The sequence below is a fragment of the Variovorax sp. V118 genome, from assembly GCF_041154445.1.
Taxonomy (GTDB): Bacteria; Pseudomonadota; Gammaproteobacteria; order Burkholderiales; family Burkholderiaceae_C; genus Variovorax; species Variovorax boronicumulans.
The window spans coordinates 3771721-3793091 of record NZ_AP028663.1; the positions used below are offsets into that span (position 1 = coordinate 3771721).

Consider the following 21371-nt stretch of genomic DNA (forward strand, 5'->3'; position numbering starts at 1 on the left):
CGCGAGCCCTCAGTCGGCGGTGAGCGCCTGCGCCAACGGTTCGGCGTCGAAGCGCTCGAAGCCGCAGTAGCACAGGAAGTGGCGGTTGGCCGCGCGGCCGAACAAGGTCATGCCGAGCTGGGTGGCCAGCTCGTGCCCCATCGCGGTGACGCCGTTGCGCGAGACAACGATCGGCACGCCCATGTGGGCCGACTTCATCACCATCTCGCTCGTCAGGCGGCCCGTGGTGTAGAAGACCTTGTCGCCGCCGTCGACGCCATGCACCGCCATCCAGCCGGCGATGGTGTCGATGGCGTTGTGCCGTCCGACGTCTTCCGCGAACACCAGCATCTCGGTGCCGCGGAACAGCGCGCACCCGTGCACCGACCCGGCGTGCCGGTGCACGCTGTTGCGCGATTTCATCTGTTCGAGGATGCGCGCCAGCGTGCCCTGCGCGATGCGTGCCGACTGCGCGGCCGGCAGCCGCACGGCGCCGATCTGCGCCATGGCGTCGCCGAAGACGGTGCCTTGTCCGCAGCCGGTGGTCACGACCCGGTGCGCGGTCTTTTCGGCGAGGTTCGCGATGCCGCGGTGGGTCTTCACGGCGGCCGCCTCCACGCTCCAGTCGACGTCGATGCTCTCGACCTCGTCGGCGCGCCGCACCAGGTCCTGGTTGAGCAGGTAGCCCAGCACCAGCAGCTCGGGCGCGGCGCCCAGGGTCATCAGCGTCACGAGTTCGCGCTTGTCGACGAAGACGGTCAACGGCCGCTCCGCCGGGATGTCGATGTCGCGGCGCTCGCCGTGCTGGTCGACGATCTCGATGCGGCGCAGCAGCGGGCCGCGCGCCGGGTTCAGGCGCGGCGCACCCGCGCGCCGGGGCAGCGGGACCGCATCGAAAGCCAGCGGTGTCTCGTCTTCTGCGTCGTCTTCACGTGGGGCCATGCGGAATCCTACGCCACCGCTGCGAGCGGAGCGCGAAGGGGTACTGCTCGCGAACGGGCGCGCCATCGGCTATGGTTCGTTCATGCCTTCTTCGGACACTCCCGCGACCGCGCCCACGGGCCGCCCGACGCTCGACGTCGCGGTGGTCATGCGCCGCGAACGCCTGCACGGCCCCTCGAGCCACTGGCAGCCCTGGCGCTGGACGCTCGACAGCGTGCTGCCCGACGAGCCCGGCTTCGGCACCGAACCGCGCCTCCTGCGCGACGACGACGGCGAGCAGCACTGGCTGCACCCCGGCTTCCAGGTCGAGCTGTACCGCGACGAGGCCGAGGGCTACCACCTCAACGCGATCACGCCGACCCCGTGCTGGTTCGTGCTGTGGCGCATGGACGAGGAACCGACGCTTTCCACGGAACCCATTCCGCGCCCGGTCGTGGTCACGCTCAGCTACTACGAGGCCGGCCGCTGGCTCGATGCGCAGGAAACCGTGGAACAGGTGCCGGCGCCGGCGGAGGTGGTCGACTGGGTGCGCGCCTTCGTCGACGAACACTACGTGGTCGAGCCCAAGCGCCGCCGCCGGCCCGAGAGCTTCCGCTCGCTGGTCGATCGCTTCGGCAACGCCGCGAGCGTGACGACCGAGAAAAAGCGCGGACGGGGTGCGGGCGATGTCTGAGGGTTTCCTGGGACGCTGGTCGCGCCGCAAGCAGGAGGTGCGCGCGGCCGAGGGCGTCGTGGAAGAAAAGACCCTGCCGGCCGTGGAACCTGTTGCGGTGCCGGCGCCCGCCCCTCTCGCCGAAGCCCCCGCACCCGAAGGCGAGCAGGACACCGCGCCGCCGCTGACGCTCGCGGACGTGGACGCGCTCGACATCGGCTCCGACTTCAAGCCCTTCCTCACGAAGGAGGTCGCGCCCGAGGTCAAGAACGCGGCCTTCCGCAAGCTCTTTGCCGATCCGCATTTCAATGTGATGGACGGCCTGGACACCTACGTCGACGACTACTCCCAGTCCACCCCGGTGCCCGAGAGCGTGCTGCGCCAGATGGCCAGCGCCAAGTTCCTCAAGCTCTTCGACGAAGACCCCGAAGACATTCCCCCGGAAACCCCCGACGACGCCGAAACGTCGGACGTGGCACAGTCCCAGGGTTCCGAAACGCTTCCCAGCCCGCCGGTTGCCGCGATGCAACCCGCCAGCCAAGAAACCGATGACCACCACGCTGATTTGCGACTGCAACCAGACGATGCCGCTCGAGCCGAAGACGCTCGGCGCGGCACTGGCTGAAACCCTCCCGCTGCATTCGTCGCTGTGCCGCCGCGAGGCGACCTCCTTCCAGCGCGCCATCCAGTCCGGCGACGACGTCGTGGTCGCCTGCACCCAGGAAAAACGGCTGTTCGGCGAGCTCGCCACGCAGACGCCCGGCGCCACCTCGCCGATCCGCTTCATCAACATCCGCGAGACGGGCGGCTGGAGCCGCGACGCGAAAAGCGCGATGCCGAAGATTGCCGCGCTGCTGGCCGCGGCCAGCCTGCCCGAGCCCGACCCTGTCTCGACCGTGAGCTACACCAGCCAGGGCCGGCTGCTGATCATCGGCGCGCTCGACGCGGCCGAGCGCGCCGCGGCGCTGGTCGGTGACACGCTCGACGTCACCCTGCTCGCGCAGGGCCCCGGTGCAGACGGTGGCGCCCAGGCGCGCCGCTGGCCGGTGATCGCCGGGCGCATCGATGCGCTCACCGGCTGGCTCGGCGCCTTCACGCTGCGCTGGACGCGCGACAACGCGATCGACCTCGACCTGTGCACCCGCTGCAATGCCTGCGTGGTCGCCTGCCCCGAGCAGGCCATCGGGCTGGACTACCAGATCGACAACGCGCGCTGCACCTCGCACCGCGACTGCGAGCGCGCCTGCAGCGTGGCCGGCGCCATCAATTTCAGCCGCGAGCCGCAGGCGCTCGACGCGGCCTTCGACCTCGTGCTCGACCTCGGCGCCGCGCCGCAGATCGACTGGCACGCGCCGCCGCAGGGCTACTTCCACCTGCCCGGCGGCGTCGCGCAGGCCGAGGGCCTGCAGACGCTGCTGCGCCTGCGCGAGCTGGTGGGCGAATTCGAGAAGCCCAAGTTCTTCGACTACAAGCAGAAGCTGTGCGCCCACAGCCGCAACGAGGTGGTCGGCTGCAACGCGTGCGTCGAGGTGTGCTCGGCCCATGCCGTGAGCAGCGACCCGCAGCGCCAGCGCATCGTGGTCAACCCGAACCTGTGCGTCGGCTGCGGCGCCTGCACCACGGTGTGCCCGACGGGCGCGCTGGGCTACACCTACCCGCGCGCGCCCGACCAGGGCCTGAAGCTGCGCAAGCTGCTCAGCACCTATGCCTCGGCGGGCGGGCGCGATGCCGCGCTGCTGCTGCACAGCCAGGAAGGCGGCCAGGCGCTGCTCGAGCAGCTCGGGCGGCAGGCGCAGCTGGGCAAGGCGCAGGGCGTGCCGGCGCGCGTGATGCCGGTCGACCTCTTTCACGCGGCCAGCACCGGCATCGACCTGTGGCTGAGCGCCGTCGCCTTCGGCGCTTCGCAGGTCGCCGTGCTGTGCACCGGCGAAGAGGCGCCGCAGTACCTCGCGGCGCTCAAGCAACAGCGGGACGTCGCGCAGGCGCTGCTGCTCGGCCTGGGCTACACCGGCACGCACTTCCACGTGATCGAGGCCGATTCGCCCGCCGCGCTGGACGCAGCGCTGGCCGGCCTGCGCACGACCACGCAGCGCGTGCCGGCCACGGCCGCCCGCTTCGCCGTCGGCGCCGACAAGCGCGACCGGCTCGAGATGGCGCTGGACCACCTGATGGGCGCGGCCCCGGCCCTGCAGGCACCCGCCGAGGCCCCGCTGGCGTTCGCGCTGCCGGCGGGCTCGCCGCTGGGCGCCGTCGCGGTCGACAAGGACAAGTGCACGCTGTGCCTGGCCTGCGTCAGCGCCTGCCCGTCGGGCGCGCTGCTGGACAGCCAGAGCGCGCCGCAACTGCGCTTCATCGAGAAGAACTGCGTGCAGTGCGGCCTGTGCGAAACCACCTGCCCCGAGGATGCCGTCTCGCTCGTGCCGCGCCTGCTGGCCGCGCCCGAGCGCAAGCAGCAGGTGCTGCTGAACGAGGCCAAGCCCTGGGCCTGCATCCGCTGCAGCAAGCCCTTCGGCACGCAAAAAGCCATCGAGGCCATGCTCGGCAAGCTGGCCGGGCACGCCATGTTCCAGGGCGAGGCGCTGGAGCGCCTCAAGATGTGCAGCGACTGCCGCGTCATCGACCTGTACAGCGCCACCAACGAAGTGAAGATCGCCCCGCTATGAGCCAGACCTTTCCCGCCACGTCCGCGCTCGACGAGGAGGTGGCCCGGGCCGAGCTCTACGGCCTGCTCGCGCGCCTGTGGTACGCCGCGCCCGATGCCGAACTGCTGGAAGCCTTCCAGGTCGCGCCCACCGAGGCGCCGGCCGCGGGCGCCTTCCTGGAAGAACCGTGGCGCCAGCTGGTCGGCATCGCGCGCGACACCGACGCGGCCGCCGCGCACGAGGAATACGACGCGCTCTTCGGCGGCATCGGCAAGCCCGAGGTCTTTCTCTTCGGTTCGCACTACCTGAGCGGCTTTCTCAACGACAAGCCGCTCGTGCAGCTGCGCCACGACCTGGACAAGCTGGGCCTGGCGCGCACCGAGACCACCTACGAGACCGAGGACCACATCGCCTGCCTGTTCGAGGTCATGCGCTACCTGATCGCCGGCGAGGACGTGGCGGTGGCCAACCTCACGCAGCAACAGGCGATGTTCTCCAGACACGTCCAGCCGTGGCTGCCCGCCTTGTGCGATGCTGTGTTGCAGCATCCGAAGGCGCGGTTCTACGCGGCGCTCGCCGCCTTCACGCGCGCGTTCGGCGACGTCGAGGCGCAGGCCTTCGACATGCTGGACTGAGAAGGTGTGAACGAACCCGCCATGTCCGCTCATCCCGCCCAGACGCGCCCCCTCGGCCACGCCGGATTCATTCACACCTTCTGAGGCGAACGAATGCGAGGGGTATTCAGGTTGCTCACACCTTGTTGCTGGTCTAGTATCCACAAGGCCGACCGGGTTTCCCCTCTCTCGTCGCGCCCAGCCACTCCTGGAGTCAATATGCAGGACAGCCAAAACACCGGCATCAAGCCGGCCTCCCGCCGCGGATTCTTCATCGGTGCCGCCACCGCCGGCGCCGCCGCGGTGGCCGTCACGTCGCTGCCAAACATGGCCGAGACACCCGTCGCCGTCGTCGCCCCCTCTTTGCCGCCCCCGCCCGAAAACGGCGGCGGCTATTCCCTGAGCGAACACGTCAAGCGTTACTACGCCACCACGTCAGCCTGAGGAGACCCCGTGCTTCTGACCAGAAAATCCCCAGGCACCGCGAGCTCGCGGGCCTCCGACGCGTCGCCCTTCGTTCGCAGCCTGCGGCGCGGCCTCGCGAACGCCCTGCCGACCATGGACCGGCGCGCCTTCCTGCGGCGCTCCGGCCTCGGCGTCGGCGTGGGCCTGGCGGCCAGCCAGCTCACGCTGATCCAGAAGGCCAAGGCCGCCGACGGCCGGCCCACGGCCATCGGCGCCGGCAAGATCGAAGTGAAGCGCACCGTGTGCTCGCACTGCTCGGTCGGCTGCGCGTCCGACGCCGTGGTCGAGAACGGCGTATGGGTGCGGCAGGAGCCCGTGTTCGACTCGCCCATCAACCTGGGCGCCCACTGCGCCAAGGGCGCGGCACTGCGCGAGCACGGCCACGGCGAGTACCGCCTGCGCTACCCGATGAAGCTCGTGAACGGCAAGTATGAGCGCATCAGCTGGGACACCGCGCTCGACGAGATCACCGCCAAGCTGAAGGAACTCACCAAGGCCAGCGGCCCCGACGCGATCTACTGGATCGGCTCGAGCAAGCACAGCAACGAGCAGGCCTACCTGCTGCGCAAGTTCGTGAGCTTCTTCGGCAGCAACAACTGCGACCACCAGGCGCGCATCTGCCACTCGACCACGGTCGCGGGCGTGGCGAATACATGGGGCTACGGCGCCATGACCAATTCGTACAACGACATGCGCAACGCGAAGATCGCGATGTACATCGGCTCGAACGCGGCCGAGGCGCACCCCGTGAGCATGCTGCACATGCTGCATGCCAAGGAAAACGGCTGCAAGATGATCGTGGTCGACCCGCGCTTCACGCGCACGGCGGCCAAGGCCCACGAGTACGTGCGCATCCGCTCGGGCTCGGACATCGCTTTCCTGTTCGGCATCCTGCACCACATCTTCAAGAACGGCTGGGAAGACAAGCGCTACCTCAACGACCGCGTCTACGGCATGGAAGAAGTGCGCGCGGAAGTCATGAGCAAGTGGACGCCCGACAAGGTCGAGGAGGCCTGCGGCGTGAGCGAGGCGCAGGTGCTGAAGGTCGCGACCATGCTGCACGAGCACCGCCCCGGCACCGTGGTGTGGTGCATGGGCCAGACGCAGCACAGCATCGGCAACGCCATCGTGCGGGCCTCGTGCATCCTGCAGCTGGCGCTGGGCAACGTGGGCACCTCGGGCGGCGGCACCAACATCTTCCGCGGCCACGACAACGTGCAGGGCGCGACCGACGTCGGCCCCAACCCCGATTCGCTGCCGGGCTACTACGGCCTGGTCGAAGGCTCGTGGAAGCACTTCGCCGCCACCTGGGGCGTGGACTTCGAATGGATCAAGGGCCGCTTCGCCTCGCCCGCGATGATGAGCAAGCCCGGCATCACGGTGTCGCGCTGGATCGACGGCGTGCTCGAGAAGAACGAGCTCATCGACCAGGACTCGAACCTGCGCGGCGTCTTCTACTGGGGCCATGCGCCCAACTCGCAGACGCGCGGCCTCGAGATGAAGCGGGCCATGGACAAGCTGGACCTGCTGGTCGTGGTCGACCCGTACCCCTCGGCCACGGCCGCCATGGCCGCGATGCCGGGCCGGCCCGAGGACGCCAACGCGAACCGCGCGGTGTACCTGCTGCCCGCGTGCACGCAGTTCGAGACCAGCGGCTCGGTGACGGCGTCGAACCGCTCGATCCAGTGGCGCGAGAAGGTCATCGAGCCGCTGTGGGAAAGCCGCACCGACCACATGATCATGCAGCAGTTCGCCGACCGCCTGGGCTTCGGCAAGGAGCTCAGCAAGAACTACAAGATGCAGAAGGTCAAGGGCATGGACGAGCCCGTGCCCGACGACATCCTGCGCGAGATCAACAAGTGCTGCTGGGCCGTCGGCTACTCGGGCCAGAGTCCCGAGCGGCTGCAGGCGCACATGCGCAACATGGCCGCCTTCGACGTGCGCACGCTGCGGGCCAAGGGGGCGGTCAAGGACAAGGTCAACGGCTACGACATCTCGGGCGACTACTTCGGCCTGCCCTGGCCCTGCTACGGCACGCCCGAGCTCAAGCACCCCGGCTCGCCGAACCTGTACGACCCGTCCAAGCACGTGATGGACGGCGGCGGCAACTTCCGCGCGAACTTCGGCGTGGAGCGCAACGGCAAGAACCTGCTGGCCGAGGACGGCTCCCACTCGCTGGGCGCCGACATCACCACCGGCTACCCCGAGCTCGATCACCTGCTGCTCAAGAAGCTCGGCTGGTGGGACGAACTCACCGAGGCCGAGAAGCCCAAGGCCGAAGGCAAGAACTGGAAGACCGACAGCTCGGGCGGCATGATCCGCGTGTTCATGAAGAACCACGGCTGCCACCCCTTCGGCAACGCCAAGGCGCGCGCGGTGGTGTGGAACTTTCCCGATGCGATCCCGCAGCACCGCGAGCCGATCTACGGCACGCGCCCCGACCTCGTCGCCAAGTACCCGACGCACGACGACAAGATGGCCTTCTGGCGCATGCCCACGCTCTACAAGACGGTGCAGCAGAAGAACATCGCCGACAAGATCGCCGAGAAGTTCCCCTACATCATGACCTCGGGTCGGCTCGTGGAGTACGAGGGCGGCGGCGAGGAAACCCGCTCCAACCCCTGGCTGGCCGAGCTGCAGCAGGAGATGTTCATCGAGATCAACCCGAAGGTGGCGGCCGAGAAGAACATCCGCAACGGCGAGCGCGCCTGGGTGCACACGCCCACGGGCGCCAAGCTCAACGTGCAGGCCCTCGTAACCGAGCGCGTGGGGCCCGACACGGTGTTCATGCCCTTCCACTTCTCGGGCCGCTGGCAGGGCGAAGACCTGCTGGCCTACTACCCGAAGGGCGCGGCGCCCATCGTGCGCGGCGAGGCCATCAACACCGCCACCACCTACGGCTACGACAGCGTCACCATGATGCAAGAGACCAAGACCACGGTCTGCAACATCGAGAAAGCATAAGGAATCACCATGGCAAGAATGAAGTTCGTCTGCGATTCCGAGCGCTGCATCGAGTGCAACGGCTGCGTCACGGCCTGCAAGAACGAGAACGAGGTGCCCTGGGGCGTGAATCGCCGCCGCGTGGTCACGCTCAATGACGGCCTGCCGGGCGAGAAATCGATCTCGGTGGCCTGCATGCACTGCTCCGACGCGCCCTGCATGGCGGTGTGCCCCGTGCAATGCTTCTACCGCACCGACGAAGGCGTGGTGCTGCACGACAAGGACGTGTGCATCGGCTGCGGCTACTGCTCGTACGCCTGCCCCTTCGGCGCGCCGCAGTTCCCCTCGCAGGGCACCTTCGGTGCGCGCGGCAAGATGGACAAATGCACCTTCTGCGCCGGCGGCCCCGAAGCCAACGGCTCCGAAGCCGAGTTCGAGAAGTACGGCCGCAACCGCCTGGCCGAAGGCAAGCTGCCGGCCTGCGCCGAGATGTGCTCGACCAAGGCGCTGCTGGCCGGCGACGGCGACGTGGTGGCCGACATCTTCCGCACCCGCGTCGTGCACCGCGGCACGGGCGCCGAGGTCTGGGGCTGGGGCACGGCCTACGGCTCGCAGCAGGCCGGCACGCCGCCCACCGGAGGCACCAAGTGAAGCGCGCGGTCGTGATGCTCGTCGCGCTCGCTTCGGGCGCGATGCTGCTGGCGGCCTGCAGCGAGAAGCCGCAGACGAACGCCGAGGGCGTCAAGCACGACGCGGTGCCCTGGAGCGGCACGGGCACGCAGGCCAACACCGGCACCGCCTTCACCGCGCCCGGCTGGAAGGTGGGCGACAAGACGGCGTGGGAGCAGCAGATCAAGACGCGCTCCAACGGCCAGAACGAGTACACCCGAGAAAACTGAACCGGAGGCCGCATGAGCGTCACCATTCGCACCAGGCACGCGTTCCACGCGCTGCTGGCGACCACGCTCCTGGGCTGGGCGGCGGTGGCGCCGGCCCAGGAGGCCACCCCGGCCGCGAGCGGCGCCGTGACCGCGGCGCCCGCCCCTGCTTCGCCTGCCGCAGCCACGGCTGCAGCACCGAAGGCCGAGGGCGGCATCCGCAGCCAGAACATCTTCGACGTCAAGCCCGAGGCCAGCGCCGATCCCAACTACCTCAACCAGACCAACGGCGAGCGCAACAAGGTGCAGCCCGGCAACAACGCGCCGATGTGGCGCCAGGTGAGCGGCGGCGTCACCGGCTACAGCAGCCTGCCGGTGAGCCAGGCGCCCGAGGCCGGCAACCTGATCCAGCGCTTCGTGCAGTACCCGGGTTCGCGCTTCACCAACGCGGGCGAGGCCTGGCGGCAGGTGCGCAACGACTGGATCATTCCGTACGGCGCGGCGCTGCTCTTCGTGACGCTGCTGGCGCTGGCCATCTTCTATTTCACGCGCGGGCCGATCCGCCTGCACGGCACCGAAACCGGCCGCAAGATCGAGCGCTTCACGCCCTTCGAGCGCGCCACGCACTGGTCGAACGCGCTGGCCTTCGTCACGCTCGCGATCTCGGGCATCGTGATGGCCTTCGGCAAGTTCTTCCTGCTGCCGGTGCTGGGCAGCACGCTGTTCGGCTGGCTCGCCTACGTGCTCAAGACGGTGCACAACTTCGTGGGGCCGCTGTTCGTGGTGACCACGCTGTTCATGATCTTCACCTTCATCCGCAGCAACTGGCCGAGCAAGGACGACTTCACCTGGCTGCGGCACGGCGGCGGCCTGTTCGGCGGCAAGGAGCCCGCGTCGCACCGCTTCAACGCCGGCGAGAAGGCGGTGTTCTGGGGCGGCGTGCTGTTCCTGGGCAGCATCGTCATCGCCTCGGGCCTGTTCCTGGACAAGCTGCTGCCCGGCTTCGTCTACACGCGCGGCGAGATGCAGGTCGCGCACATGGTGCATGCGGTGGCCACGCTGCTCATGATGGCGATGATCATGGGCCACATCTACATCGGCACGCTGGGCATGGACGGCGCCTACAAGGCGATGCGCGAAGGCTATGTCGACGAGGCCTGGGCGCGCGAGCACCACAAGCTCTGGTACGACGACATCCAGGCCGGCAAGATCCCCGCGCAGCGCTCGCAACCGGCCGGCGCACCCGAGCCCGCACGGCCGGCGACGGCGCAGCAAGGAACCTCCGCATGAAGCACACGCTGACCCTTCTCCTGTGCGCACTCGCTGCGACCTCCGCTGTCGCCAAGCTCCCCCCGCCCACGCCGGAAGCGCAGGCCAAGGCCGCCGAGGCCGCGGCCCGCACCGCGTGGAGCGCCAAGACCGACGGCTACCTGCTGTGCAAGTCACAGGACCAGGTCGCCGCCAAGTACCGCGCGAGCGCGCAGGCCGCCGGCAAGCCGGCACCGGCCGCGGTGGCCACGCCGCCCTGCGTGGACCCGGGGCCTTACGCCGCCGCCCCCAAGGTTGAAACCAAGCCCATCGAGGCATCGGGCGCCCACTCCCCGGCCCCCACGGCCGCGTCGCCACCGAGTTCGAACCAGACCTCGGCACAGACGAATCCCGCACCCAAGAAGTAAGCCGGCGACGCACCGCGCGTGCGCGGACGCGGCTGAAGAAAAAACGACCGCAAATGGCCCACCGGCAAGGTCCGGCACAGCCGCCTTTGCGCATGGCTGTCGGGTGCCATGCCCGACCACGCCGGCGACCTCCAACTTCTATACTGGCCCCGATGCCCACACCCGAACGAACCGCCTCGACCGATGTGCGTATGCGCGGCTTCACGCAACGCGCCGAGGTGCCCACCGCCCTCGCCTGGATCGATGCCCACACGCCCTTGCTGCCCGGTGAATCCGTGGCCGTCGACGAGGCCACGGGGCGGGTGCTGCTGCAGGAGGTGATCGCGCCCATCGCGGTGCCCGAGTTCGACCGCGCGGCCATGGACGGCTATGCGCTGCGCGGCGGCGAGACCACGGGGGCCGGCGAATACAACCCGCTCGAATTTCCGATCGCGGGCCACGCCTGGCCCGGGCGCCCCTTCGAAGGCGAGGTGCCCGCGGGCGCCGCCATCCGCATCATGACCGGCGCCCCGGTGCCGTGCGGGCTCGATGCCGTGGTGCCCGCCGAGTACGCGAGCGAGCAGGACGGGCGCCTGGCCATCACGCGCGCCGTCGCGCCGGGCCAGCACGTGGGCCATGTCGGCGAGGACATCGCGCGCGGCAGCACGGCGCTGCCCGCGGGCCGTCGCCTGCGCCCGCAGGACGCGGGGCTGGTGGCGTCGCTGGGCCTGGCGCAGTTGCAGGTGGTGCGCCGGCCGCGCGTGCGGCTGCTCGTCACCGGCAACGAGGTGCGCGCGCCCGGCACGCCCAAGGGCCCGAGCGAGATCTACGACGCCAACTCCGTGACCTTGCGCGGCCTCGTGGCGCGCGACGGCGGCCTGCTCGCGTCGCACCAGCGCCTGGGCGACGACCCGCAAATCATCGCGCAGGCAATGGCCGCTCCCGGTGCCGACGTGGTGCTCATCTCCGGCGGCTCCAGCGTGGGCGCCGAGGACCACGCGCCGCGCCTGCTGGCCGAACTCGGCGAGCTGGCGATCCACGGCATCGCGATGCGACCTTCCAGCCCGGCCGGCATGGGGCGCATCGGCGACACGCTGGTGTTCCTGCTGCCGGGCAACCCCGTCTCCTGCCTGTGCGCCTACGACTTCTTTGCCGGGCGCGCGATCCGCCTGCTCGGCGGCCGGCCCGCCGACTGGCCCTACCCGCGCACGCGCGCCACCGTGGCGCGCAAGATCGTCTCGCAGGTGGGGCGCGTCGACTACGTGCGCGTGAAGATCGGCGCCGACGGCGTGGAGCCGCTCGCGCTCTCGGGCGCCTCGGTGCTGAGCTCGACCACGCGCGCCGACGGCTTCGTGATCGCCCCCGCCGAAAGCGAAGGCTTCGGGCCCGGGACCGACGTCACTGTTCATCTGTACGAGTGCCTGTGAAAGCCCAATCGCAATTTCTCGATGTCGTCACGCGGGACGAGGCCGAGCGCCGCTTCCGCGAACACCTGAGCCTCGCGCCGCTGGGCCGCGAGACCGTTCCCCTGCACGCGGCGCTGGGCCGGGTGCTCGCCGACGACGCGGTGGCCGCCATCGACGTGCCCGGCTTCGACCGCTCCAACGTCGACGGCTTTGCCGTGCAGGCCGCCGACACCTGGGGCGCGATGGAAGAACAGGTCCGCGCGCTGGCCCTCGTGGGCGAGACGCTCGCACCCGGCATCGTGCCGCGGCGCGAAGTGACGCCCGGCCACGCCACGGCGATCGCCACCGGCGGCATGCTGCCGCGCGGCGCCGACGCGGTGGTGATGGTGGAACACACCGACCTCGACGACGGCAACGTGCAGGTGCGCCGCGCAGCCACGGCCGGCGAGAACGTCAGCTACGCCGGCACCGACATCGCACGCGGCGAGACCGTGCTGCGCGCCGGCCAGGTGCTGAGCTCGCGCGAGATCGGCGTGCTCGCCGCGCTGGGCCTGGCCGAGGTCGCCGTGTGGCGCAAGCCGCGCGTGGCCATCTTCTCCACCGGCAACGAGATCGTCGCGCCCGGTGCGCCGCTGCCCACGGGCGCGGTGTACGACTCCAACGCCGCCATCATCGGCGCCGCGGTCGAGGAACTGGGCGGCGAGCCGGTGCGCCTGGGCGTGATCCCCGACGACGAGGCGCTGCTGTCGGCCGCGCTCGCACGCGGGCTGGAATGCGACGCCGTGGTCTTCTCGGGCGGCACGTCCAAGGGCGAAGGCGACCTGTCGTACCGCGTGGTGGCCGCCCTCGGCGACCCGGGCGTGGTGGCGCACGGCGTGGCGCTCAAGCCCGGCAAGCCGGTGTGCCTGGCGGTCACGGGCGGCAAGCCGGTCGTGATCCTGCCGGGCTTTCCGACCTCAGCGGTCTTCACCTTCCACGAGTTCCTCGCGCCCGTGATCCGCGCCTTCGCGGGCCGGCCGCCGCAGCGGCACGCGCACGTGGCGGCCACGCTGCCGATGCGCGTGAACTCCGAGCGCGGCCGCACCGAGTACCTGCTGGTGGGCCTGGTGCCCACCGACGACGGCGTGGCCGCCTACCCGATGGGCAAGGGCTCGGGCTCGGTCACCACCTTCAGCAGCGCCGACGGCTTCATCACCATCGGCCAGCACACCGAGATCGTCGATGCCGGCGCCCCCGTGCAGGTGCAGCTGCTGGGCCAGGGGCTGGACGCCGCCGACCTGATCTTCATCGGCAGCCATTGCGTGGGCCTGGACTGGCTGGCCGGCGAGCTGATGCGCCAGGGCATCCGCATCAAGGCCATGAACGTGGGCAGCACCGGCGGGCTGATGGCCGCCAAGCGCGGCGAATGCGACGTGGCCGGCATCCACCTGATGGACCCGGCAACGGGCGTCTACAACCGGCCGCTGCTCACGCCGGGCCTCGAACTGGTGACGGGCTACGGCCGCATGCAGGGCGTGGTCCATCGCCCGGGCGACACGCGCTTCGAGGGCCTGGACGCCGCCGCGGCCATCGCGGCCGCGACCGCGCGCCCCGGCTGCACCATGGTCAACCGCAACGCCGGCAGCGGCACGCGCATCCTCATCGACCGCCTGCTCGGCGGCGCGCAGCCGCCCGGCTACGGCGTGCAGACCAAGTCGCACAACGCGGTGGCGGTGGCCGTGGCGCAGCAGCGCGCCGACTGGGGCCTGGCCATCGACACGGTCGCGCGGCAGTACGGGCTGGGCTTCATTCCCGTGCAGGAGGAACGCTACGACTTCGTGGTGCCCCAGGCACGGCTTGGGCGCGCGCCGGTGCAGGCCTTCATTGCGTTGCTGCAATCGGCCGCGGCGCGCGAGGCGCTGGGCCGGCTGGGCTTTCGCGTCGACGCCGCAGCCTGATGGCCGAACCGCTTCTTTCTTTCACTCTCGAGGACTGACACGATGACGATGGCTTCGCGCAGACGCTTCACCCTTCTCGCCCTCGCCGGTGCGCTTATCGGCACGCTGCTCGCGCCGATGGCGCAGGCACAGGACAAGTTCATCGTGCTGGCCTCGACCACCTCGACGGAACAGTCGGGCCTGTTCAAGCACCTGCTGCCGCAGTTCACCAAAGCCTCGGGCACCGAGGTGCGCGTGGTGGCGGTGGGCACGGGCCAGGCGCTGGACATGGCGCGCCGCGGCGACGCCGACGCGCTGTTCGTGCACGACCAGCCTGCCGAAGAGAAGTTCGTCGCCGAAGGCTTCGGCCTGCCGCGCCGTGCGGTCATGTACAACGACTTCGTGCTGATCGGGCCCAAGTCCGACCCGGCCGCCGTGCGCGGCAACGACATCGCGGCCGCGCTCAAGCGGCTGGGCACCACGGGCGGCGCCTTCGTCTCGCGCGGCGACAAGAGCGGCACCCATGCGGCCGAGCTGCGCCAGTGGAAGCTGGCCGGCATCGACCTGGCCGCCGCCAAGCCGGCCGGCTACAAGGAGTGCGGCTGCGGCATGGGCCAGGCGCTCAACATCGCGGCGTCGACCAATGCCTACGTGCTGTCCGACCGCGGCACCTGGCTCAACTTCAAGAACCGCGCCGACCTGGGCATCGTGGTCGAGGGCGACAAGCAGCTGTTCAACCAGTACGGCGTGATCGTCGTGAACCCGGCCAGACACCCGCACGTGAAGAAGGACCTGGCGCAAGGCTTCTCCGACTGGGTCGTGTCGCGCGACGGGCAGGCCGCCATCGCCGCGTACAAGATCGGCGGCGAGCAGCTCTTCTTCCCGAACGCGGGCCAGTGAACGGCGCGCCGGTCGATGACGGTGCCGGGCTGTGCAATGCGCACGGCCTCGCGTCGGCGATGAAAGCCGTCTCTCGATGAACACCGTGACCGAAGGCTGGGCGCTGGCCTGGCGCCTCATCACCGGCGCCGACCCCGAACTCGCGCGCATCACGGCGCTCTCGCTGCAGGTGAGCGCCACGGCCTGCCTGATCGGCGCGCTGTTCGGCCTGCTGCTGGGCGCCTGGCTCGCGGTGGCGCGGTTCCCGGGGCATGCGCTGGCCGTGTGGCTGGTGAACACGCTGCTCGCCCTGCCCGCCGTGGTGGTGGGCCTGCTGGTGTACCTGCTGCTCTCGCGCTCGGGGCCGCTGGGCGAACTGGGCATTCTTTTCACGCCGTCCGCGATGGTGGTGGCGCAGAGCGTGCTCGTCACGCCGCTGATCGCCGCGCTGTCGCGCCGGCTCGTGATGGCGGCGCTGGCCGACGGCGGCGACCAGCTGCGCTCGCTGGGCGCCGGGCCGCTCGCCACCGCCCTGCTGATGCTGGTGCACGACCGGATGGGCGTGGCCACCGTGCTGCTCACGGCCTTCGCGCGGGCCATTGCCGAGGTGGGGGCCGTGATGATCGTCGGCGGCAACATCGCCGGCGTGACGCGCGTGATGACCACCACCATCGCGCTGGAAACCAGCAAGGGCGACCTCGCGCTGGCCCTGGCGCTGGGCATCGTGCTGCTGGCGGTGGTCGGCGCGGTCAACGGCGCCATCGGGCTGCTGCAATGGCTGGCCACGCGTCCGCTGAACGCTGCCCCGCCGGCGAAGCCGCGCGCGGTGCGCCGCGCGCTCGCCCCGCACACGCCGGCCGTGGCCGGCACGGTGCCGCTGATCCGGCTCGAGCGCGCCACGGTGCGCTTCGGCGCGCTGGTCGCGCTGGACGAGGCCTCGCTGACCCTGCACCGGAGCGACCGGCTCGTGCTCGTGGGCGCCAACGGTTCGGGCAAGACCACGCTGCTGCGGCTGCTGCACGGCCTGCTGCCCTGCGAAGGGCGCTGCGAGCGCCTGCCGCTGCGGCCCGAAGGCCGCCTGCCGCGCGCGGCCATGCTGTTCCAGCGCCCGTTCCTGCTGAGCCTCTCGGTGTGGCGCAACGTGTGGGTGGGCCTGTGGCTGGCGGGCGTGCCGGCCGCCGAGCGTAGCGAGCGCTGCGGCTTGGCGCTGGCGCGCGTGGGCCTGCTCGAACATGCCGAGCGCTCGGCGCGTTCGCTGTCGGGCGGCCAGCAACAGCGCCTGGGCCTGGCGCGCGCCTGGGCGCTGCAGCCGGACATCCTGTTCCTGGACGAGCCCACGGCCAGCCTGGACCCCGGCGCCAAAAACGAGATCGAGGCCCTCATCGAAGAGGTCGCCCACAGTGGCGTGACGATCGTGATGAGCACGCACAACCTCGGGCAGGCCAAGCGCCTGGCCACGCGCGTGGCCTACCTGCACGCGGGGCGCATCGTGGTCGAGCGGCCCGTGGCGAGCTTCTTCGATTCGGACGACCTGCCGCCCGAGGCCGCCCAGTTCCTGCAGGGCGAGCTGGGCTGGTACCTTCAGCCCTAGCGCCGGCGGGCGGGTCGGCGGTTCCGCGCCCCTCGCCTTCGCTTACACGGCATCCCGATCCAGCGAGGCAAAATACCGCGATGGAAATCACTGTCGCGGTCTCGCTGCCGACACGCCTTCCTTCCGGGTCTGGGCGGGGCCACTTCCTTCGCCTGCACAGAGACCCCACCGACCGGCTGCGAACGCACGACCGCCCCCCGATAACCGAATACGCAGAGCCCTCATGAAAATAGCCACCTGGAACGTCAACTCCCTCACCGCGCGCCTGCAGCATGTGCTCGACTGGCTCATCGCCAACCCGGTCGATGTGCTGTGCCTGCAGGAGCTCAAGATGACCGACGACAAGTTTCCGCTCGAGGTGCTGAAGTCGGCCGGTTACGAAGCCGCGGTGTTCGGGCAGAAGACCTACAACGGCGTCGCCATCCTCAGCCTGGCGCCGGTGCGCGACGTGGTGAAGAACATCGAGAACTTCGCCGACGAGCAGTCGCGCGTGATCGCCGCCACCATCGAGACGCCCTCGGGCCCCCTGCGCGTGATCAACGGCTACTTCGTGAATGGCCAGGAACCGGGCAGCGAGAAGTTCGCCTACAAGATGAAGTGGCTCGACGCGCTGCACGCCTACATCGCGCGTGAACTCGCGGCGCACCCGAACCTCGTGCTGCTGGGCGACTTCAACGTCACGCCCGAGGACCGCGACAGCTTCGACCCGGTGGGCCTGAAGGAAACGATCCACCATACGACCGAAGAGCGCGACCACTTCAAGGCGCTGCTCGGCCTGGGCCTGACCGACAGCTTCCGCATGTTCGAGCAGCCCGAAAAAAGCTTCTCGTGGTGGGACTACCGCATGCTGGGCTACCAGAAGAACCGCGGCCTGCGCATCGACCACATCCTCGTGAGCGAACCGCTGCGGCCGCTGGTGAAGGGTTGCGTCATCGACCGCGTGCCACGCAAGTGGGAAAAGCCGAGCGACCACGCCCCGGTGGTGCTCGAACTCGGCGCGGGCGCCTGACGGCCATGACGACGCCGATCGCCGCACGCCTGGCCCGTTCCGCCGCGATCGCCGCCGCAGCGCTCGCGCTGACCGCCTGCTCGGTGCTCAAGCCGGGCAGCGGATCGGAAAGCGGCACAGGCAGCACATCGCCCGGCGGCGCAACCGCCACCGAAGGCAGCCGCGACGTGCCGACCGTGCGGCTCATCACCGCGCAGACGCCCGCGATCCGCACCTACCGCAAGACCGGCGCACGCCACATCTACAAGGCGTATGCCAGCCGCATCTACAAGGGCAAGATCCCGCCACTGGTGTACGCCGTGGTGGTGGTCGAGACCGAGATCGATGCCAACGGCAAGGTCACCAACGTCACCTTCAGCCGCGTGCCCAGCCATGCGCCCGAAGTGCCGCCGATGATCGCGGAGCTGGTCAAGGCGACCTCGCCCTTGCCGAGCCCCGGCAAGCTGGGCGGTCACACGTATGTCGACACCTGGCTCTGGGACAAGAGCGGCAATTTCCAGCTCGATTCGCTGACGCTAGGCCAACGCAGCCGGTAATAAAAAAAGGCCCTGGGAGGGCCTTTTCATTCGATACCGAGTTCCTGGATTTTCCGGGTGATGGTGTTGCGCCCGATGCCCAGCTTCTGGGCCGCCTCGATGCGCCGGCCGCGCGTGTTGGCCAGCGCGGTGAGGATCAGCCGCGATTCGAAGCGGCGCGTGAGCACGTCCCACACGTCGGTGCGGCCTGCGGCCAGCAGCGCCTGAGCTTCGGCTTCGAGGCCGCTTTCCCAGGCGCTGGGGCCGGTGGGGGCGCCTGGCACCGCCTCGGGGGCCGCGACCACCGGTGCGGACGCGTCGCGCTCGACGGCCAACGGCGCTGCAGCCTGCACGGGCGCCGCCACCTCGGCCACCGCCACATGCACGTCCGCCCCGCTGCCCGCCATCACTTCGGGCGGCAGGTCTTTCGACTCGATCAGCTGCGCGGGCGCCATCACAGTGAGCCAGTGGCAGATGTTCTCGAGCTGGCGCACGTTGCCCGGGAAGTTGAAGGCCGCGAGCCTGGCCAGCGCCGCGTCGGAGATGCGCTTGGGCTCGACGCCCAGCTGGCGCGCGCTCTGCTGCAGGAAGTGGCGCGTGAGCGCGGGGACGTCTTCGCCGCGTTCGCGCAGCGCGGGCAGGCGCAGGCGGATCACGTTGAGGCGGTGGAACAGGTCTTCGCGGAAACCGCCGAGCTTCACGCGCTGCTCGAGGTCCTGGTGGGTGGCGGCGATGACGCGCACATTGGCCTTCACCGAGTTGTGGCCGCCCACGCGGTAGAAGTGGCCGTCGCTGAGCACGCGCAAGAGGCGCGTCTGCAGGTCGAAGGGCATGTCGCCGATTTCGTCGAGGAACAGCGTGCCGCCCTCGGCCTGCTCGAAACGGCCGCGGCGCATGGTCTGCGCGCCGGTGAAGGCGCCGCGCTCGTGGCCGAAGAGTTCGCTCTCGAGCAGGTCCTTGGGAATGGCGGCGGTGTTGATCGCCACGAAGGGGCCGTTGGCGCGCGGCGAGTGCTTGTGCAGCGCGCGCGCCACCAGTTCCTTGCCCGAGCCCGATTCGCCGGTGATGAGCACCGTGACGTTGCTTTGCGACAGCCGGCCGATGGCGCGGAACACGTCCTGCATCGCGGGCGCCTGGCCGAGCATCTCGGGCGCGGCGACCATGCGCTCTTCGGACACCTCTTCGCGCTGGCTTTCGTCGACGGCGCGGCGGATGAGTTCGACGGCGCGCGGCAGGTCGAAGGGCTTGGGCAGGTACTCGAAGGCGCCGCCCTGGAAGGCCGAGACCGCGCTGTCGAGGTCGGAGAACGCGGTCATGATGATGACCGGCAGGCCGGGGTGCTTGGCCTTGATCTTGTCGAGCAGGTCGAGCCCCGAGCCGCCCGGCATGCGGATGTCGCTCACCAGGACCTGCGGGCCCTGCTGCTCGTCGCCTTCGGCCTGTTCGAGCGCGGCCAGCACTTCGCGTGTGTTCGTGAAGCTGCGCGTGGGCAGGTCTTCGCGCAGCAGCGCCTTCTCGAGCACGAAGCGTATCGATTGGTCGTCATCAACTATCCAGATCGGCTTCATGCATCTCCTCTGTTGCCGGGGCTGCGCTAGGGCAGCGGAATCAATATCTTGAAATCGGTTCGGCCCGGGACGCTGTCGCACTCGATCACGCCGTGATGCTGTTGCACAAAAGTTTGCGCAAGCGTCAGTCCCAGCCCGGTCCCGCCTTCCCTGCCCGAAACGAGCGGATAGAAGATGCGGTCCTTGATCGTGTCCGGCACACCCGGTCCATTGTCGATGACATGCAATTCCAGTGCCAATCGATACCACTGCTTGTTGAAGATCACCTGGCGGGCCACGCGGGTCTTGAAAGTGATCTGCGCGTCGCCCGCCGCGCGGCGCTCGGCCAGGGCCTGCGCCGCGTTGTGCGCGATGTTGAGCGTGGCCTGGATGAGCTGCTCGCGGTCGCCGCGGAACTCGGGAATGGAGACGTCGAAGTCGCGCTCGATGTGCAGGTCGCGGGGAAACTCCGCCAGGATCACCGAGCGCACGCGCTCGCACACCTCGTGGATGTTCACGTCGCCCACCACGTGCGGGCGCCGGTGCGGCGCCAGCAGCCGGTCGACCAGCGTCTGCAGCCGGTCGGCCTCGTGGATGATGACCTGGGTGTACTCGATGAGGTCGCGCGACTCGACCTCCATCTGCAGCAGCTGCGCCGCGCCGCGGATGCCGCCCAGCGGGTTCTTGATCTCGTGCGCGAGGTTGCGGATGAGTTCCTTGTTGGCCTGCGCCTGGTCGATCAGGCGCTCCTCGCGGTCCTGGCGCACCTGCTGCTCCAGCGGCGACATCTCGATGATGAGTTCGCCCTTCTTGTCGCCGTGCGCGAGCGTGACCTGCACGGGCATCAGCTCGTGGTTCACGCGCCGCAAAAAGGCCTCGTAGCGCAGCGTGGCGAAGTCGTTGCTGCTGGCGCCGTCGAGCGCGGTGCGCAGCACCTGCGGCTCATGGAAACAGGCGCCGAACTGCGAGCCCTCGAGCGTGCGCCGCGAGGTACCCAGCGCGTCTTCGAGGCCTGCATTGGCGAACAGCACCGAGCCGTCGCTGTTGACCACCGCGATCAGCGTGGACAAGAGGTCGAAGGCGCGAAAGCGCGGATTGGCGCCAGTCGCCTTCTTGCCGAACACCATGGACTGCGCGCCGCTTACTGCGCTTGCGGCTTGCCGGGCAGGCGGCCGATTTCGCGGCGGATGCCGGCGATGTCGCTCTCGTTGCGCGCGAGTTCGGCCTTCATCTCGGCCACGCGGTCCAGGTACTTCTGGTAGTTGCGGCCTTCGCTGCCCTGCTTCTCGGGCTCGCCGTTGTTGTATTCCTTCTTGAGCTCGGTCTGGCGGGCCTCGGCCTTGCGCAGCTCGGCCTCGAGCACCGAGCGCGCCTCGCCGTCGCGGGCGCGCTGGTCGACGCCTTCGACACGCGGGCTGCCCGCCGGGGCGCGCGCGGCGGATGAACCGCCCGACGACGACGCGCTGCCACCACCGCCGCCCGAAGGCTTCGTGCCCTGCACGACGGTGACGTTGCCGCCTTCCATGATCTTGCAGCCCTTTTGCTGGGCCACGGTCGCGTTGTTGGTGTACTCGTTGCCGCAGCGCCAGACGCGCTCTTGCGCGAGCGCCGCCGTGGCGGTGGCGAACGAGGCGGCGGCCAGGAAAATCAGGGAAGCAGTCTTCATTTGGATCCGGAGAGGGCGCGACAAACGCGCATTTTGATGCAATTCGGGCCCGCTCACGACAGGGTGTTCCGC

Annotated in this window: 20 protein-coding genes; 16 read left to right on the forward strand and 4 right to left on the reverse strand. The window is 69.8% G+C overall.

Features of this window, described 5'->3' with window-relative positions; translation table 11 throughout:
- Positions 1 to 9 precede the first annotated feature (9 nt).
- Positions 10 to 921, reverse strand: a complete 912-nt coding sequence (locus ACAM52_RS17570) for a formate dehydrogenase accessory sulfurtransferase FdhD (RefSeq protein WP_369644133.1) — start codon at positions 919 to 921, stop codon at positions 10 to 12.
- Between the two features lie 82 nt (positions 922 to 1003).
- Between ACAM52_RS17570 and ACAM52_RS17575 the strand changes: the two genes are divergently transcribed.
- The 16 genes from ACAM52_RS17575 (at position 1004) to ACAM52_RS17650 (ending at position 18107) form a co-directional block, all read left to right on the forward strand.
- Entirely contained in the window at positions 1004 to 1594 is a 591-nt protein-coding gene (locus ACAM52_RS17575; protein WP_159275132.1) for a DUF3305 domain-containing protein, read from the forward strand.
- Positions 1587 to 2198 carry a DUF3306 domain-containing protein gene (locus tag ACAM52_RS17580; protein WP_369644134.1) on the forward strand — a complete coding sequence of 204 codons (612 nt, stop codon included), beginning with the start codon at positions 1587 to 1589 and terminating at the stop codon, positions 2196 to 2198. The genes ACAM52_RS17575 and ACAM52_RS17580 overlap by 8 nt, the downstream gene beginning before the upstream one ends.
- Positions 2158 to 4236: a 4Fe-4S binding protein gene (locus tag ACAM52_RS17585; RefSeq protein WP_369647747.1), complete on the forward strand. Its 2079-nt coding sequence runs from the start codon at positions 2158 to 2160 to the stop codon at positions 4234 to 4236. Before ACAM52_RS17580 ends, ACAM52_RS17585 begins: the two co-directional genes overlap by 41 nt.
- Positions 4233 to 4850 (forward strand): molecular chaperone, encoded by a 618-nt coding sequence (locus ACAM52_RS17590; RefSeq protein ID WP_369644135.1) that lies wholly within the window; start codon positions 4233 to 4235, stop codon positions 4848 to 4850. The genes ACAM52_RS17585 and ACAM52_RS17590 overlap by 4 nt, the downstream gene beginning before the upstream one ends.
- Before the next feature lie 198 nt (positions 4851 to 5048).
- The gene (locus tag ACAM52_RS17595) at positions 5049 to 5273 is read left to right on the forward strand and encodes a formate dehydrogenase (RefSeq protein WP_159277703.1); all 225 of its coding nucleotides are present in this window, start codon (positions 5049 to 5051) and stop codon (positions 5271 to 5273) included.
- 9 nt (positions 5274 to 5282) lie between these two features.
- On the forward strand, positions 5283 to 8258 hold the full coding sequence (locus ACAM52_RS17600) for a formate dehydrogenase subunit alpha (RefSeq protein WP_369644136.1): 2976 nt from the start codon (positions 5283 to 5285) through the stop codon (positions 8256 to 8258).
- 9 nt (positions 8259 to 8267) lie between these two features.
- The gene (gene fdh3B, locus ACAM52_RS17605; RefSeq protein WP_062470938.1) at positions 8268 to 8888 is read left to right on the forward strand and encodes a formate dehydrogenase FDH3 subunit beta; all 621 of its coding nucleotides are present in this window, start codon (positions 8268 to 8270) and stop codon (positions 8886 to 8888) included.
- Positions 8885 to 9136, forward strand: a complete 252-nt coding sequence (locus ACAM52_RS17610; RefSeq protein WP_082817975.1) for a hypothetical protein — start codon at positions 8885 to 8887, stop codon at positions 9134 to 9136. Before fdh3B ends, ACAM52_RS17610 begins: the two co-directional genes overlap by 4 nt.
- Positions 9137 to 9148: 12 nt before the next feature.
- Complete coding sequence (locus ACAM52_RS17615; protein WP_070059794.1) at positions 9149 to 10405, forward strand: formate dehydrogenase subunit gamma; 1257 nt, start codon at positions 9149 to 9151, stop codon at positions 10403 to 10405.
- Positions 10402 to 10791 (forward strand): hypothetical protein, encoded by a 390-nt coding sequence (locus tag ACAM52_RS17620; RefSeq protein ID WP_095744480.1) that lies wholly within the window; start codon positions 10402 to 10404, stop codon positions 10789 to 10791. Before ACAM52_RS17615 ends, ACAM52_RS17620 begins: the two co-directional genes overlap by 4 nt.
- Positions 10792 to 10943: 152 nt before the next feature.
- Positions 10944 to 12197, forward strand: coding sequence for a gephyrin-like molybdotransferase Glp (glp, locus tag ACAM52_RS17625; RefSeq protein ID WP_369644137.1), 1254 nt, complete (start codon positions 10944 to 10946; stop codon positions 12195 to 12197).
- Positions 12194 to 14113, forward strand: coding sequence for a molybdopterin biosynthesis protein (locus ACAM52_RS17630; protein WP_369644138.1), 1920 nt, complete (start codon positions 12194 to 12196; stop codon positions 14111 to 14113). The genes glp and ACAM52_RS17630 overlap by 4 nt, the downstream gene beginning before the upstream one ends.
- 48 nt (positions 14114 to 14161) lie before the next feature.
- Positions 14162 to 14992, forward strand: coding sequence for a substrate-binding domain-containing protein (locus ACAM52_RS17635; RefSeq protein ID WP_369647748.1), 831 nt, complete (start codon positions 14162 to 14164; stop codon positions 14990 to 14992).
- Between the two features lie 76 nt (positions 14993 to 15068).
- Positions 15069 to 16562: an ABC transporter permease gene (locus ACAM52_RS17640; protein WP_369644139.1), complete on the forward strand. Its 1494-nt coding sequence runs from the start codon at positions 15069 to 15071 to the stop codon at positions 16560 to 16562.
- 223 nt (positions 16563 to 16785) lie between these two features.
- Positions 16786 to 17571, forward strand: coding sequence for an exodeoxyribonuclease III (xth, locus tag ACAM52_RS17645; RefSeq protein ID WP_095744475.1), 786 nt, complete (start codon positions 16786 to 16788; stop codon positions 17569 to 17571).
- 5 nt (positions 17572 to 17576) lie between these two features.
- Positions 17577 to 18107 (forward strand): hypothetical protein, encoded by a 531-nt coding sequence (locus ACAM52_RS17650; protein WP_070059800.1) that lies wholly within the window; start codon positions 17577 to 17579, stop codon positions 18105 to 18107.
- Positions 18108 to 18133: 26 nt separating this feature from the next.
- On the opposite strand, the gene ntrC is transcribed toward ACAM52_RS17650, so the two are convergent.
- From ntrC to ACAM52_RS17665, 3 genes are read right to left on the reverse strand one after another with little or no spacing between them, the layout of a single operon-like run.
- The gene (gene ntrC, locus ACAM52_RS17655) at positions 18134 to 19654 is read right to left on the reverse strand and encodes a nitrogen regulation protein NR(I) (protein WP_062470913.1); all 1521 of its coding nucleotides are present in this window, start codon (positions 19652 to 19654) and stop codon (positions 18134 to 18136) included.
- Positions 19655 to 19680: 26 nt separating this feature from the next.
- Positions 19681 to 20760 (reverse strand): nitrogen regulation protein NR(II), encoded by a 1080-nt coding sequence (gene glnL / locus ACAM52_RS17660; RefSeq protein WP_062470910.1) that lies wholly within the window; start codon positions 20758 to 20760, stop codon positions 19681 to 19683.
- 14 nt (positions 20761 to 20774) lie between these two features.
- Positions 20775 to 21299, reverse strand: coding sequence for a hypothetical protein (locus tag ACAM52_RS17665; protein ID WP_095744472.1), 525 nt, complete (start codon positions 21297 to 21299; stop codon positions 20775 to 20777).
- Positions 21300 to 21371 lie beyond the last annotated feature (72 nt).

Coding starts and splice junctions, on each gene's coding strand:
- ACAM52_RS17570 (WP_369644133.1), bottom strand. CDS start 921: ATGGCCCCACGTGAAGACGACGCAGAAGACGAGACACCGCTGGCTTTC.
- ACAM52_RS17575 (WP_159275132.1), top strand. CDS start 1,004: ATGCCTTCTTCGGACACTCCCGCGACCGCGCCCACGGGCCGCCCGACG.
- ACAM52_RS17580 (WP_369644134.1), top strand. CDS start 1,587: ATGTCTGAGGGTTTCCTGGGACGCTGGTCGCGCCGCAAGCAGGAGGTG.
- ACAM52_RS17585 (WP_369647747.1), top strand. CDS start 2,158: ATGCCGCTCGAGCCGAAGACGCTCGGCGCGGCACTGGCTGAAACCCTC.
- ACAM52_RS17590 (WP_369644135.1), top strand. CDS start 4,233: ATGAGCCAGACCTTTCCCGCCACGTCCGCGCTCGACGAGGAGGTGGCC.
- ACAM52_RS17595 (WP_159277703.1), top strand. CDS start 5,049: ATGCAGGACAGCCAAAACACCGGCATCAAGCCGGCCTCCCGCCGCGGA.
- fdh3B (WP_062470938.1), top strand. CDS start 8,268: ATGGCAAGAATGAAGTTCGTCTGCGATTCCGAGCGCTGCATCGAGTGC.
- ACAM52_RS17615 (WP_070059794.1), top strand. CDS start 9,149: ATGAGCGTCACCATTCGCACCAGGCACGCGTTCCACGCGCTGCTGGCG.
- ACAM52_RS17620 (WP_095744480.1), top strand. CDS start 10,402: ATGAAGCACACGCTGACCCTTCTCCTGTGCGCACTCGCTGCGACCTCC.
- glp (WP_369644137.1), top strand. CDS start 10,944: ATGCCCACACCCGAACGAACCGCCTCGACCGATGTGCGTATGCGCGGC.
- ACAM52_RS17635 (WP_369647748.1), top strand. CDS start 14,162: ATGGCTTCGCGCAGACGCTTCACCCTTCTCGCCCTCGCCGGTGCGCTT.
- ACAM52_RS17640 (WP_369644139.1), top strand. CDS start 15,069: ATGAACACCGTGACCGAAGGCTGGGCGCTGGCCTGGCGCCTCATCACC.
- xth (WP_095744475.1), top strand. CDS start 16,786: ATGAAAATAGCCACCTGGAACGTCAACTCCCTCACCGCGCGCCTGCAG.
- ACAM52_RS17650 (WP_070059800.1), top strand. CDS start 17,577: ATGACGACGCCGATCGCCGCACGCCTGGCCCGTTCCGCCGCGATCGCC.
- ntrC (WP_062470913.1), bottom strand. CDS start 19,654: ATGAAGCCGATCTGGATAGTTGATGACGACCAATCGATACGCTTCGTG.
- glnL (WP_062470910.1), bottom strand. CDS start 20,760: ATGGTGTTCGGCAAGAAGGCGACTGGCGCCAATCCGCGCTTTCGCGCC.
- ACAM52_RS17665 (WP_095744472.1), bottom strand. CDS start 21,299: ATGAAGACTGCTTCCCTGATTTTCCTGGCCGCCGCCTCGTTCGCCACC.